General features: G+C 68.0%; 14 protein-coding genes and 1 pseudogene. 6 read left to right on the forward strand and 9 right to left on the reverse strand.

All coding sequences use genetic code 11. From position 1 onward, the window contains the following. Positions 1-2: 2 nt before the first annotated feature. A complete protein-coding gene (locus JHN63_RS18035; protein WP_200682094.1) occupies positions 3-371 on the reverse strand; it encodes an STAS domain-containing protein in 369 nt (122 codons plus the stop codon). A gap of 172 nt (positions 372-543) precedes the next feature. Here JHN63_RS18035 and JHN63_RS18040 point away from each other — a divergent pair, with 172 nt between their 5' ends. From JHN63_RS18040 to JHN63_RS54295, 3 genes are all read left to right on the forward strand, one after another. Beyond that, positions 544-1020 (forward strand): ATP-binding protein, encoded by a 477-nt coding sequence (locus JHN63_RS18040; RefSeq protein ID WP_307781912.1) that lies wholly within the window; start codon positions 544-546, stop codon positions 1018-1020. A 159-nt stretch (positions 1021-1179) separates the two neighbouring features. Continuing rightward, positions 1180-1941, forward strand: coding sequence for a hypothetical protein (locus tag JHN63_RS18045; protein ID WP_307781913.1), 762 nt, complete (start codon positions 1180-1182; stop codon positions 1939-1941). Further along, entirely contained in the window at positions 1863-2144 is a 282-nt protein-coding gene (locus JHN63_RS54295; protein ID WP_307781914.1) for a DUF418 domain-containing protein, read from the forward strand. Before JHN63_RS18045 ends, JHN63_RS54295 begins: the two co-directional genes overlap by 79 nt. A 287-nt stretch (positions 2145-2431) precedes the next feature. On the opposite strand, the gene JHN63_RS18050 is transcribed toward JHN63_RS54295, so the two are convergent. From JHN63_RS18050 to JHN63_RS18060, 3 genes are read right to left on the reverse strand one after another with little or no spacing between them, the layout of a single operon-like run. Continuing rightward, complete coding sequence (locus tag JHN63_RS18050; protein ID WP_200682095.1) at positions 2432-3055, reverse strand: TetR/AcrR family transcriptional regulator; 624 nt, start codon at positions 3053-3055, stop codon at positions 2432-2434. 4 nt (positions 3056-3059) lie between these two features. Continuing rightward, a complete protein-coding gene (locus tag JHN63_RS18055; RefSeq protein WP_200682096.1) occupies positions 3060-4187 on the reverse strand; it encodes a hypothetical protein in 1128 nt (375 codons plus the stop codon). A 15-nt stretch (positions 4188-4202) separates the two neighbouring features. Further along, positions 4203-5711: an NAD(P)/FAD-dependent oxidoreductase gene (locus JHN63_RS18060; protein WP_234477302.1), complete on the reverse strand. Its 1509-nt coding sequence runs from the start codon at positions 5709-5711 to the stop codon at positions 4203-4205. A 437-nt stretch (positions 5712-6148) separates the two neighbouring features. Between JHN63_RS18060 and JHN63_RS18065 the strand changes: the two genes are divergently transcribed. Further along, positions 6149-6715 carry a DUF4232 domain-containing protein gene (locus tag JHN63_RS18065; RefSeq protein WP_200682097.1) on the forward strand — a complete coding sequence of 189 codons (567 nt, stop codon included), beginning with the start codon at positions 6149-6151 and terminating at the stop codon, positions 6713-6715. Between the two features lie 347 nt (positions 6716-7062). Here JHN63_RS18065 and JHN63_RS52745 read toward each other — a convergent pair. The 3 genes and pseudogenes from JHN63_RS52745 to JHN63_RS18080 form a co-directional block, all read right to left on the reverse strand. After that, positions 7063-7654, reverse strand: a pseudogene (locus JHN63_RS52745) (transposase); the annotation flags it as partial. A gap of 246 nt (positions 7655-7900) precedes the next feature. Beyond that, complete coding sequence (locus tag JHN63_RS18075) at positions 7901-8539, reverse strand: tyrosine-type recombinase/integrase (RefSeq protein WP_234477303.1); 639 nt, start codon at positions 8537-8539, stop codon at positions 7901-7903. 105 nt (positions 8540-8644) lie between these two features. Continuing rightward, a complete protein-coding gene (locus JHN63_RS18080; protein WP_200682098.1) occupies positions 8645-9445 on the reverse strand; it encodes a hypothetical protein in 801 nt (266 codons plus the stop codon). An 81-nt stretch (positions 9446-9526) separates the two neighbouring features. On the opposite strand from JHN63_RS18080, the gene JHN63_RS18085 reads away from it, so the two are divergent. Together JHN63_RS18085 and JHN63_RS18090 are read left to right on the forward strand one after the other, a co-directional pair. Continuing rightward, positions 9527-10726 (forward strand): sensor histidine kinase, encoded by a 1200-nt coding sequence (locus JHN63_RS18085; RefSeq protein WP_200682099.1) that lies wholly within the window; start codon positions 9527-9529, stop codon positions 10724-10726. Further along, positions 10723-11385: a response regulator transcription factor gene (locus JHN63_RS18090; protein ID WP_200682100.1), complete on the forward strand. Its 663-nt coding sequence runs from the start codon at positions 10723-10725 to the stop codon at positions 11383-11385. The genes JHN63_RS18085 and JHN63_RS18090 overlap by 4 nt, the downstream gene beginning before the upstream one ends. A gap of 383 nt (positions 11386-11768) precedes the next feature. Here JHN63_RS18090 and JHN63_RS18095 read toward each other — a convergent pair whose 3' ends face one another. Beyond that, positions 11769-11942 (reverse strand): CsbD family protein, encoded by a 174-nt coding sequence (locus tag JHN63_RS18095; protein WP_200682101.1) that lies wholly within the window; start codon positions 11940-11942, stop codon positions 11769-11771. A gap of 241 nt (positions 11943-12183) precedes the next feature. Then, on the reverse strand, positions 12184-12676 hold a 493-nt coding region (locus JHN63_RS18100; protein ID WP_200682102.1), incomplete at its 5' end, for an IS630 family transposase.

The raw sequence follows: 12676 nt of genomic DNA on the forward strand, positions 1-12676 counted from the left end.
GGTCAGACGTTCAGGGCGTGCTCGACTGTGGGATGGCAGGAAATGAGCGTGTCGAGCCCGACGATGTGCAGCACATGCACGACGGACTCCCGGGCTCCGGCGATGCGCAGCCAGCCCTGAGCGTCGCTCACGCGTTGATGGGCGGTGACGAAGACGTTGATCCCGCTGGAGTCCATGAAGGTCACGCCACTGAGGTCCACCACGATCCGGGCAGGCGCCATCAGGCCGTCCGCAGGCAGCAGAGCTTCGTGGAAGAGGTCCTCGACCTCTTTGTCGATCTCGCCCCGTACGGTGACGACCCGTATGCCGTCCACCACGCGGTGCCTGATCGACAGCCCTTGCGGCCCGCCTGCTTGTCCGATGTCGGTCACGGTCTCCTCGGCTGCCCATACGCTGTCCCCGGATCCGGGCCTGCGCGGATGATTCTGCCCCACCGCCCCGGCCGGATGCACTTGGGCGGCTGTTCCGAACAGCGTGCCTCAGCCATGTACGCGGGGACGGTGGGTAGGCGAGCGCTCATGGACGGGAAGCGAGGACGAGCCAGTGGGATCCCATGCCGACGATGACGAATCCTCCGCGCCGGACGGACACCTGATGCGCACCGGCTACACCCTGGCGGGAGGCAACGGCTGCATCGCCGAAGCACGCCACCGCGCCATCGGCTTCCTCGACCTGGCCCGCACCCGCCATCACCTGCCGCTATCCCAGCGTGCCGTGGACCTCACCCAGCTGGTGGTCAGCGAACTGGTCACCAACGCCCTCACGCACGCCCCGGGCCCCGTCCGGATGGAACTGCGCCTCACCAGCCGTAGGGTTGATGTGGTCGTGTGGGACAGCGACCCCACCCTTCCCACCGCCCGGAAGGCTGATCCGGGCAGGATCGGCCAGCACGGCCTGGAGATCGTCCAGGCCGTCGCCGAGGACCTGCTCATCGAGCAGGAACCTGCCGGCAAGCGCATCACGGCCCGCATCGGCCTGTCCGGTACCCCCGGCCCACCCGGCACCAGCCGAAGCGAGTAACAGAGCGGCGACCCAAGCGGCCGAGCGACTACGACCTGCTCGGCACGCCACAGCCCACGGCGAACTGCAGAAACCGGGCCCCAGGTCCACGATGTCCAGTTCTCCGATGGGGAAGCGGCGCTCGACCTTCCCGGCAGTGTCCAGTTGGTCGACGGCCACATGGGGCGGATCACCGCCCGCGCCGTCATCGACGCCTCCGGCCGGATCGTCATCCGCGCGCTCGTCCTGATGGCACTGGGCTATGCCCTGACCGCCTTGCACACAGGCGTCGACGTGATCCTCTCCTTCTACGGCCTGCTCTTCCTCCTCGTCCTGCCACTGCGCCGCCTGAGCGCAAGGACACTGGCGGTCATCGCCGCCGGGGGCGCACTGGTCATGCCCCAAGTGCTGTACCTGATCCGGCAGCCGATCGAGGCCGGCGACTGGGCGGACACCGTCATCGCCGGGGACCAACTGGCCTGGATCACCGGCACGGACGGCTTCATGGAACTGCTGTTCACGGGCGAATACCCGGTCCTCACCTGGATGTCGTTCATGGTCGCGGGCATGGCGGTGGCCCGCCTCGACCTCACGCGAGCCCGAACACTCGCCCAACTCTCTTGCCTGGGCGCTGCGTTGGCGCTGCTCGGATACGACGGATCCTGGTCGGCCCTGCATCTCGTCCCGCACGCGCTCGGCGCCGTCGCAGCGCCCCCGACGGCGTCTCACCGGCTTCCGCCTGGTGGTCCGACACGGTCGGCGACCTCACCGGCGACACTCCGGCCACCTGGCTGCTGGTGGCCGCACCGCGCAGCCAGACCACGTTCTCCATCCTTGCCAACACGGGCGTCGCACTGGTCGCCGTGGCCGTATGCGTCCAGGCTACGGTCCGCCTGCCACGCCTCACCAGGCCGGCCACCCCGGTCACGGCGGTCGGCATGATCGCGCTGACCGCCTACGTCCTGTACGACCTCGCCATCCGCGCCGTGGGAATGAAGGAGGAGACCGGACCCGCCCTGCTGTCCCTCTTCCTCTTCACCACGAGCGCCATACTCTGCGCGACAGCCTGGACCCGCCACTTCCGACGGGGTCCACTGGAGTACCTGCTCTACGCCCCCACCCGCCCGACCCGCAGCATCAGATGACATCCGAACGACCCGTACCGGGGCGGCGCCGGCCAGGCTCGGCGCCCCGCGCCAGCAGCGATGACGGGCTACCACTGAAGGCCCGCATGCGCCCTATCAATCGGTCCTATGCGGCAGAGCCTTGTGAACCACACCCGGCACCCTGGGCGGGTGAACCAGGCGAAGGGCTCACCACGTCCCGCAGAACAACGTAGGAAAAAATGTGCTCCCACCCTGCGACTGCGGTGAGTTTTGGTTGGCGCGCGAGTCGCGATTCGGTGCTGCCTCTTACGTCACCGGGTGCGCGTTCAGGATTGCGGGGGCGCAGGTGCTGGTGTCCGGGAGAGTGCCGGGGCCAGCCAGCGGTTGAGGAAGGTGCGCAGCCGGGTTTCGTTCTGCGGTGGCTCGCCGGGGTGCTGCAGCAGTGACGTCAGGAGTCGCATGATGATCTCGGCGAGGCCGTTGAGGTCGTCCTCGCCGATGCCAGCGGTGGCCCAGTCGACGGGGAAGCGCTGGAGCATCTTGGCGCCGTAGGCGATGGTGTCCTTGGTGGTGGCGCCGCGGCCGAAGGCGGTGGTGTCTGCGAGTTGCAGCAGGAGGCTCAGGCGTGGCTCGGTGGGGATGGTCCGTACGCAGAAGACCATGCCTTCGACCACGGCTTCGGCCGGGTCGGTGGTCCCTTGCAGGTGCGCGATCATCAGGTCGACGAACGACTCGGCGCCCTGGGCCGCCACCTCGCGGATGATGTCGCTGATGCTGTCGAAGTGGCGGTAGACGGTCTGGCGGGTGACGCCGAGCTCGCCGGCGACGTCGGACAGGGTCGTCTTCGTGACGCCGTGCCTGTCGATGCAGCGGGCGGTCGCGTCGATGATGCGCTGCCTGGCCTCCGCGTCCGATGCGGGAGGCCGGCCTCCCCAGCCGTGATGCCCCATGCGCTCAGGATCGCACAGGCTCTGCGGCCCGTCGGGACGTGGTCGCGCGGATTACGGCCACGATGAGCCCGGTTGCGGCGACGGCGCACAGCACGGTGTACCACAGGCTGCCGGTCGGCGTGCCCTGGTCGGTGATGCCATGGGTTGCTGCGACGTAGGCCGGCAAGGCGACCAGCCAGAAGACGATGTGCACGCCGAGGTACAGCGCCGGATAGATCCGCGCGAACAGCGGCGACGCCACCGGCACCGGATCTGTTCGCCGCGCGCGCCAGGCGTCCGCAAGGAGGCAGAGGCCGACGAGCCAGACCAGGGCGAGTTCGGCGCCGAGGATGGCCTGCTGGATCCCAAGGTGATCCCCACCGCGGAAGGCGTTGCTGGGAACGCCGGCGACCGACATCGCCAGCGGTGTCAGGGCACCGGCGGCCACGGTGCGCAGGCTGGTCTGCCGGCCGGTGAGCGTGCCCCGACCGTCCTTCGCGCCGACCAGTCTGACGACGAGGTAGGTCATCGCGCCGAAGGACACCGAGGCGAACAGGAACATGCTGCTCATCGGGACCGAGGCGAGCGACGGCTCGTTGACCAACTCGTTGCCGGGGTTCCAGGCCCACCATTTCAGCTGGGGTCCGAGCTGATCGAAGATCTCGTAGAACACCTGGCAGGTGAACGCGACCGCCAGCGAACCGGGAAGGAGCCCACGTCGCGCGAAGACGCCGAGGGCGCGGACCACTTCGTAGGCGAGCTGCGACAGCGCCGGATAGAAGGCCACGATGTAGAGCGGCAGCCGGTCGTACATGAACTGCACGGTGAACACGTTGTGGGAGAAAATGAGCCCGACGTGCTTCTCCAGGCCGAACCAGCCCGGGAAGTAGAGCGGTGGCTCGATCACTGCCAGGTAGACGAGCGAGGCGAACCACAGAGAGATGTTGACCGGGTCGCCGTCGCGCCGCCACCGCCGCCACGCATGGACGAGGGCGAACACCGCGCCACCGATGATGAGCAGTTCGAGGAACGGCATGGTGCTGTTCTCGAGACCGAACGGGTTGCGGAAGGTCACGATGGGATGGGCGTCATGGCAGGAGAAGCCGAGCTGTCCAGCGAGGCGCTCGGCCGCTGCGTCGCATGAAGAGCTCATTGCCTGCTCCCCGGGTCAGTCATTCACGAGGTCGGTCTCGGCGTACGGTGCGCTGCCGGCGCGGCTGTGGCCGGTGAAGTCGGTGCCGGGTGGATCCTGCTGGTCGTCGAACCCGCCGGGTACGACCGTGCGTCCGAGCCACTGGCGCACCTTGTAGCGCGCGATTCCGAACCAGAACCGCACGTCGGTGGTCATGTCCCGGAGCGACAGGTCGAGGTTGAAGACCTGGGCGAACGTCCGCTCGACGTAGGCGTCCTCGCGGCTCGTGGCGTTGATGGCGTTGAAGACCGGCCAGCTGAGGCGCGCGGCCAGTTTGCGGCGCCAGGGAGCGACGACCTCACTCCCGGTCGCGAAGTCATATGCGCGGTCACGGGCCATCGCGAGCATCCAGGGCACGTCGAGTGACTTCTTCTGCCGGGCGAGGAACTCGCGGAAGAAGGCGAGGTCGAGGACGTCGTGGCCGTGCAGCATCTCGGCGAGGATGAGTGCGGAGCGGGCCGCCGAGCTCATCCCCTGGGCGTAGAACGGGTTGAACGCGCAGATCGAGTCACCGACGCAGACCAGCCTGAGCGGAGGCTGGTTGAGCAGGTCGAAGCGGCGCCACTTGTTGCCGGTCGAGCGTGTGAGGTGCACCCCGGAGGTCGGCGTGCAGGCATGCGTCGCCTGCCCGAAGGACCTGGCCCGCACACGGTCCACCGCGGCCTCGAAAGTGTCGACCTCGCGCGGCATCCGGATGCCCCACGCCCCCATGCACACGATGGCGCGGTTCCCCTCGATCGGGAAGAAGTTGCTGAGGAACTCGTGTTCCTCGGGATGGTCGCCGGTGTCCTGGGTCGGAGTGATGACCAGGTGCTTCCACCACCACGCCTGCGGACGCCGGTCGGCGGGCGGCAGGTCGTACCATCGCGACGTGTAGGTGACCTTGGCGTCGAGGGTCTTCTCCGGCGGCGCCGGCCAACCCGCCGTGCTCAGCCAGTCGGCGACGCAGGAGCCGCGCCCCAGCGCGTCGACGACCAGGTCGGCGGACAGGTGGCCCGAGTCGTCGCCCGCGCGGTACTCGACTCCCTCGACGCGCCCGCGCGCGGTGCCGGCCCCGGTGGAACGAAGTCCGGTGACCGTCACGCCCTCGCGGATCTCGATGGCCGGGAGCTCGCGGACCTTGTCGCGCAGGACCCGCTCGATGAGCACCCGGGAGCTGTAGACCATCGTCATCGACCCGGCCTTGCGCGGGGCCCAGCCTTTGTTCTCGCAGTACGCCGCGTCCATCGACGGCATCAGACACATCCCGCCCGCGGCGATCAGTGCCTCTTCGAATCCAGGAAAGATCTCGCCAATCGCGCGACGCCCGGAGTTGAGGAGGAAGTGCGGGTGCTTGCTCTGCGGTACGCCCCGCCGATGCTGCGCGTCCGGCGGGAGCCGGTCCCGCTCCAGGACGATCACTTCGTCGAAATGCCTCGCGAGCACTCCCGCGGCGCACAGCCCCGCCACGCTGCCGCCGAGCACCACGGCTGTCTTTCCCCGCACGCCGTCTCCATTCATACATGTCATGACTGAATGTATGAGCGGAGGGAAGGTAGCAGGTACGGGTTGAACGTGCCACCCTTTCCACGAGACGTCGGGTCCTGTCCCGTGCCGCTGGATCTTGACCGTTTGCCATTGGACTTCGACGGACACGAGTTTGTGTCATAGGAGTTTGATCACCGCAGGTCAGCGGCTCAGCGCACCTTCGGTGCGCGCCGGGGGTGTGGTAAGACTCGTGGCGCGCTGGAGGTGCTCCTGTCTGCTCTGACGGCCATCTGCATGGGTGCAGTCTGTCGTCACCGTTCCGTCACAAGCAGTCGCCGCACGGAACCCTGCCGCTCTCCCGTCCCCTCTGCACTCACGTACCACGACCACTCGTACCGCGGGGCTACGACCGACGACCGAAACCCGCGGACGAGACGACTCAGGGGGACCACAGCATGCGGCACAGCAACGGCATTCGCAGGGCGGCTCTGGCGACGACGGCGGTCACGGCCGTCGCGGCGGCGGTGACCGGCATCCTGCCCGGCACTGCCATGGCGGCGAGCACCACCACCTCCACCCCGCCCGCCTGCGCGGCCTCCGCCCTCCAGGTCAGCGCGTGGCAGGCCGCCCACCGGCCCGTCGGGACCGGGACCGGGGCGGCGGTCGTGCAGTTCACCAACGTCTCCCGGAAGACGTGCGTCCTGAAGGGCCATCCGACGGTCGCGGGCGCCGGCAACGGCTCCCCCGCCCACAACACCCCACTCAAGGTCACCCCCACCGGCAGGGCCGCCACCGTGACAGTCCGGCCGCACGGCAAGGCATGGGTGAAACTGACCTTCGTCCAGGTCCAGGGGGAGGGCGACGGCTACTGCGTGTCGGGCAAGACCCCGAAGGCGTATCCGACGATGGTCATCGGGCTGCCGCACTCCGGGAAGCACCAGGTCGCCCTGGACGACGGGGTGTGGGCCGAGTGCGACAACAAGGTGACCGTCACCCCGGTCTCGGCGGTCAAGCCCTCCTGACCCCACCGTCCCCACAAAACGAGCAGCCTGCACGACGATCGTAACGCTCTCACCTGCACGTTTGCGAAGTGCTGCACATAAGTGCAGGTCGGCGGCCCAACGCACCGCAGGTGCGTTGGGCCGCCGACCTGCGGTGATCAAACTCCGATGACGCAAACTCGCGTCCGCCACAGTCCGATGGCAAACGGTCAAGATCCAGCGGCACGGGACAGGTCCGCCGGAATGACCTCCCACGGTCCAGCCGGGACGCTTGACCAGTGGGACTCCGTCAGGTCTTTCTTGATCTTGGTGTTGTCCTGTTGGGCAGAGGTTGGTGGCAGGTGGTGCAGGTGCCGGTCCAGCCGTTCGGTCCTGGAGGATGTCGAGGATCTGGTAGAGGATGAAGCCGCTGCATCGGCTTTTGGGGCCGGCCTCTGCTTGGCGAGGAAGGCGTGGGCGCCGGTGACCAGGATGGCGTGGTGATGCCAGCCGTTCCAGGAGCGGCCTTCGAAGTGGTCCAGGCCCAGGTCGTGCTTGAGTTCGCGGTAGGCGTGCTCGATGCGCCAGCGGATCTTTGCCGGCTGGACCAGCTCCAGGAGCGGGGTGTCGTCGGCCAGGCCGGACAGCCAGAAGCGGGTTGGTTTGTCTTCATCGTCGAGTCATTTGGCCAGCAGCCACAGTTCGGGCAGGACGCCGTCCCACCGGCCTTGCTCGGCCACTGCGGCTGCCTGGGCCAGCTGGCGCGAGCGCACCCCGGCCGGAGGGACCTTGACGCAGAGGAAGCGGGAGGTCATCGCTCCGCGGGAGCCCTCCCGCCAGGTCCGCCACCATCACCGGCGGCTGCTGATAGCGGGGCAACGGCGGGCGGTCGGTGCCGGACCAGGCCAGGGCGGCGGGATGCGCATCCTTCGGCTGGACGGTGATATCGCCGCGGATGCCGACCACGTACGCGATGTCCCTCTCGGCACCCTTGGGTGCGCCAGGTCTTCCTGATTCCCAAGGCCACTTCCCGCGGGATTACGGGGCAGTTGCTGCTCCGGTTGGGAAGTCCACGGTTGTCGGAACACACCAGAGGCAATGAGCAGTGCCGGTGGCCCCGGTTCACGGAGCAGTCGACGGTCTGTGGAGGTGCGAAAAGGCAGTTCGGAATACGGCGACCGTGATCCCCTCCACGGCGAGGGGAGGGTGAGCGTAGATGTCCGAGGTCTAGGAGAACTCCGCATGCCGGGAGAGTGCCTGCACCGTTTTGGGATCGTGCTTGCCGGAGGCGCCGAGGGTGGTTGTGTAGAAGTGCTTGAGGTCATGGAATCGGGTGCGTTCCGGAAGCCCGGCCAGTCTCACGGCCTTTCGCCGCTTCTCATGGAAATCGCTGTCGAGGACGGGCCTGACGAACCTGTTCGTGACGAGCAGGTCTTCGTCCGGCGGTTCGCTGTAGCGGCGCGCCCGGCGGCGTTCGGAGTGCGGTGTAACGGGCGGCGGCTCGGAGAACAGCGCTGTGTGCTGGGTCAGCCGCTGGATCAGGAAGTGATCCACGGGCAGGGTTGCGTAGCTGGATTTGGTCTTGAGGTGTACGGCCTTGCTCTGCTGACGTTGCTCTGCGACACGAAGTAGGTCCTGATCCCAGACGACTTGGCTTCGTTTCAGTCCGAAGGCCTCGCCGTGGCGTAGTCCGGCGCAGGTTCCCAGCCAGATCAGAGCCTCATATCGTGGTGCCACCCTCCGCATCGCTGCGGCGACCGCAGAGACTTGCGAGGGTGACAGCGGGACCGTGACGCGTGGTGTGACGTCGGGGAGCTCGATCCGCGCCACGATGTTGGGTGGGAGAGGGACGTCCTCGTCGAGCATGTAGTGCATGAGGATGCGCCAGGTGTTGAAGATCTGGTGGACCGTGTGGGCGGAGTCGAGACCAGGGGACTCGTGAGTGACCGGGGCCGACTCTTCCCGGTGTGGTCAACGGCCCTGAACTGTCGCCTCCAGGGGTGCCGCTGTAGGGGGATTGGGCCGACGGTGTTGTGATGCGACCACCGCGACAACTCCCGCGAGGAGAATCCCGAGGGCCAGGCTTATGGGCCCGGTCCCCAATTGAATTCCGTCCCCATAAGGGGCAGGTACGGAGAGCCAGTCCGCGACGGAGGCGCCCAGGGGGCGGGTGATGGTGTAGGCGAACCAGAAGGCCAGGACCTCGTTGAGACGGAACCAGCGATAGCCGGCCGCGGGGATCAGAATGATCCCCAGGAAGACGAAGGACGAGGCCAAGGTGCCGAGCCCCAGGGTTACGGCCGCGAAATCGCCCGCGGCTGTTCCCAGGGCGAAGGTGCACAGGACGGTCAGCCAGTAGAACAGCTCCCGCAGAGGGTTGTTGATGCTGTGCACGTCCAGCGTGCGTTGCGTGGCGTACCAGGCGGCGAAGACGGCGGCCTGAACGGCCAGCAGCATCAGCGTGGAGGCGTAGAGCGGCATCCCCAGATCCTTGTTCAGGAAGTCCGCCGACATCGTCCCGAAGACGCTCACCGCCGTCACCGCGAGCCAGTAGACCCACGGGGTGTATTTCGTGGTGGCGAACTGCACGGCCAGGCATACGAGGAGCAGGCCGAGGCCCATGAGCATGGCCGCGTGTTGTCCTATGTAGTCGTTGAAGAAGACGTAGTCCGAGAAGGACTCACCGAATCCGGTGGTGCAGAGTTTCGCGATCCAGAAGGTGAGAGCGATCTCCGGCACCTTCATGGCCATGGTCGCTGGTCGATTTCTCATATCGCGAAGCTAGAAGCGACCCCTGGACCGGCACATCCAACGATGGTGGTCACTTTCCGGCGGATGTAAGACCTTCGATTGATGTCGCTGGGACCGCCCTTCCGTAATGTCGGCGGGGTGAAGCACCTCCAGCCGGCGCACCGACTGTTCCGGGACCGCCCGCCGCTCTCCCTCGTCCTGCTGTTCGGGCCGCCGGTCCTGTGCGCCGTCGCCGCGTCGCACGAGTTGCTCTACAACGGGTCCGGGGTGCTGGACTGGTTGCTGGCGATCGCCGTGATCTGCCCCCTCTTGCTGCGCCGCCGCGCTCCGGTCGCCGTGTTTTGGTTCTGCTGGACCGTGGCAATGGTGACGTGGGCGCTCGGCACGGTCTCGTTCTCCGAGTTCGCGGTGCTCGTCGCGCTCTACACCGTCGCCGCCCACCATGGTCTACGGCACTCGCTCACCGCCGTGGCGGCCGTCGAGCTCGGCGTCGTGCTGGTCGCGGTGCGGTTCGCCCCGGCCGCGAGCGTCAACGACGCCTTCGTCATCCTCAGCGGGCTGGCCGCCGCGGCGTTCTTCCTCGGAACCACCGTGCGCGCCCAGCGGCGCTACCTCGCCTCGATCGAGGACCGCGCGGAGCGTCTGGAACAGGAGCGCGCCCAGCAGGCGCAGCTCGCCGCGGCGGCCGAACGCACCCGGATCGCGCGGGAGATGCACGACATCGTCGCCCACGGCCTGGTCGTCGTCGTGGCCCTTTCCGAGGCCGCCGCCGCGACCACCGCGACCGATCCGGAGGGCGCCCGCGGGAAGATGCTCCAGGCCGCGTCGACCGGCCGGCAGTCCCTCGCCGGAATGCGTCGCCTGCTCGGTGTCCTGCGGGCCGACGACGGTGGCGAACGAGCCCCTCAGCCGGACCTCGGCTCGCTCGAGGCTCTGGTGGACGAGACCCGCGGCACCGGCCTGGATGTCCGGCTGACCGAGACCGGCAGCCCGGAGGCCCTGAGCGCGGAGGCACAGACGACGCTCTACCGGATCCTGCAGGAGTCGCTCACGAATGTCGTCAAGCACGCCCGGAACGCGTCGACGGTGGACGTCGTCCTGCACTGCGGCGGTGACCTGGTCGGCTTCAGCGTCACCGACGACGGCAGGCCGGCCCCCGGAACCGGCACCGAGAGACGTGCCGGCAACGGGCTGACCGGGATGCGGGAACGGGTCGCGATGTTCGACGGTGACCTCCGGGCGGGACCCATCGCGTCAGGGTGGGTCGTCTCGGGCGAGCTGAAGCTGGGGGAACCGCGATGACCATCTCGGTCCTGCTCGCCGACGACCAGGCACTCGTCCGCATGGCCTTCCGCAGCCTCCTCGACACGATGCCGGACATCACTGTCGTCGGCGAAGCCGCCAACGGGCGGGAGGCGGTCGATCTTACGCGGCGCACCCTGCCGGACGTGGTGCTCATGGACGTACGGATGCCGGTCATGGACGGAATCGAAGCGACCCGGCGCATCACCTCCGGCACAGCCTCGCGCGTTCTCATCCTCACCACCTTCGACCTCGACGAGTACGCTTTCGAGGGCCTCCGCGCCGGAGCCTGCGGGTTCCTCCTCAAGGACGTCGTCCCGGCCGTACTGCAGGCGGCGATCCGGGCCGTGGCCTCCGGCGACGCCGTCCTCACCCCGCGCATCACCCGCGGTCTCGTCGACCGCTTCGCCCAGATCGCCCCGTGGCCGCACGCGGACGACGCGGGCGCGCTCTTCGCCCGACTGACGCCCCGCGAAAGGGACGTGTTCCACCTCATCGCCGCCGGTCTGTCGAACGCCGAGATCGCGGAACGTCTCTTCCTCACCGAGGCCACCGTCAAGACCCACATCACCCGCATCCTCACCAAACTGCGGCTCCGCGACCGGGTGCAGGTCGTGATCTTCGCGTACGAGCATCAGCTGCGTACGCAAGGCGGGTAGCGGGTGCGAAGTCCGGGCGGGTGGAGGGCGGAGTGGCTGCTGTAGCCAGTGAGGACGCCGCGAGCACGGGCGGTGGCAGCGAGGCGATGCGGTCGCCGGCGGAAGTGGGTGCGCCCTTATTGAGGGCTTACTCGGCGGTCCGCAGGGATGGTGGCGGCTGGCGTAAGTGCGGCGAGTTCTGCGGAGGCCAGAGGAATTGGCCGACGACCGCATCAGTGGCCGGCTGAATCCGCTTCATTCGCGCAGGTCATCTGCGCCGCGCCGACGGGTAGCGCGGCTATTCCTTCTTCGGTTCCCCGACCATCGGCAGCGAACGCGTCGCGGCGGCGCGTCATGCGTGAGGGCCGGGACCGCAGAGCGGTCCCGGCCCTCACGCATGACGATCAGTCCTTGAAGACGTCCTTGACCTTCTCCTTGGTCTCACGCGCGTCGCCCTTGGCCTGCTCCCCGAGGCCCTCGGTGGTCAGGTCCTCGTTGCCCGTCACGCGGCCGGCGGTCTCCTTGAGCTTGCCCTTGGCCTGCTCGACCTTCGCTTCGGCCTTCTGCTCGCCAGACACAGCCGATCACTCCCTCTTCGGTGGAAACGCCTTACGCAACCCCGTATGGCCGCTGAAAGCTCTCCTAAACAGGCCCGGCCGCAGCCGCCTGTCCGGGCTGACCAATGCCGCGGCAGGGCCCGTTGCACTACCGGGGGAGAAAGGCGCGGACGGTCTTGCCGCCCCCCGGGGGTGGGGGTGACAACGACGCGGTGGTCTCAGTGCCGCTCCGCGCAAGTCCGTGGAGGGGTGTGCGGACTGTTCACGTGGTCTTGGGCGGGGTTCCGTCGTAGGTCCACTTGTATGGCTTCGCGGATTCGTTGCGGCCGATGACGTGGGCGTCCAGTTTGTCGAGTAGGTCGCCGCGGCTGGAGAAGTCGCCGTGGCGGAGGACGCGGCGGGTCATGGCAGAGAAGTAGAGCTCGATCTGGTTCAGCCAGGAGGCGTGCGGCGGGGTCCAGTGCACGGTCCATCGGGGGTGGGTTGCCAGCCACTTCTTGCTGTGCTTGGCGGTGTGGGAGGACCCATTGTCCAGAACCATGTGATTTTCCTGGCCGGGGGCGATGATCGCGTCAAGCTGGTCGAGGAAGGCAGTGAAGGTCACCGCGTCGTTTCGGGCGATTACCTCGGTGAGGGCCTCGCCGGTGAGCACGTCCAGGGCAGCGATCAGGGATGCGGTGCCGTGGCGGCGGTACTCGAACTCCTCGCGGGCGGGCTCACCGGGCCGGGCGGGGCGGCCGGGGTGCCGCCGGGAG

The sequence above is a fragment of the Streptomyces sp. MBT65 genome, assembly GCF_016612545.1.
Lineage (GTDB): Bacteria > Actinomycetota > Actinomycetes > Streptomycetales > Streptomycetaceae > Streptomyces.

Excerpts from the sequence above, each read along its gene's own strand:
- JHN63_RS18045 (WP_307781913.1), top strand. The coding sequence starts at position 1,180 with ATGGGGCGGATCACCGCCCGCGCCGTCATCGACGCCTCCGGCCGGATC.
- JHN63_RS18050 (WP_200682095.1), bottom strand. The coding sequence starts at position 3,055 with ATGGGGCATCACGGCTGGGGAGGCCGGCCTCCCGCATCGGACGCGGAG.
- JHN63_RS18055 (WP_200682096.1), bottom strand. The coding sequence starts at position 4,187 with ATGAGCTCTTCATGCGACGCAGCGGCCGAGCGCCTCGCTGGACAGCTC.
- JHN63_RS18065 (WP_200682097.1), top strand. The coding sequence starts at position 6,149 with ATGCGGCACAGCAACGGCATTCGCAGGGCGGCTCTGGCGACGACGGCG.
- JHN63_RS18075 (WP_234477303.1), bottom strand. The coding sequence starts at position 8,539 with ATGCTCGACGAGGACGTCCCTCTCCCACCCAACATCGTGGCGCGGATC.
- JHN63_RS18080 (WP_200682098.1), bottom strand. The coding sequence starts at position 9,445 with ATGAGAAATCGACCAGCGACCATGGCCATGAAGGTGCCGGAGATCGCT.
- JHN63_RS18085 (WP_200682099.1), top strand. The coding sequence starts at position 9,527 with ATGTCGCTGGGACCGCCCTTCCGTAATGTCGGCGGGGTGAAGCACCTC.
- JHN63_RS18090 (WP_200682100.1), top strand. The coding sequence starts at position 10,723 with ATGACCATCTCGGTCCTGCTCGCCGACGACCAGGCACTCGTCCGCATG.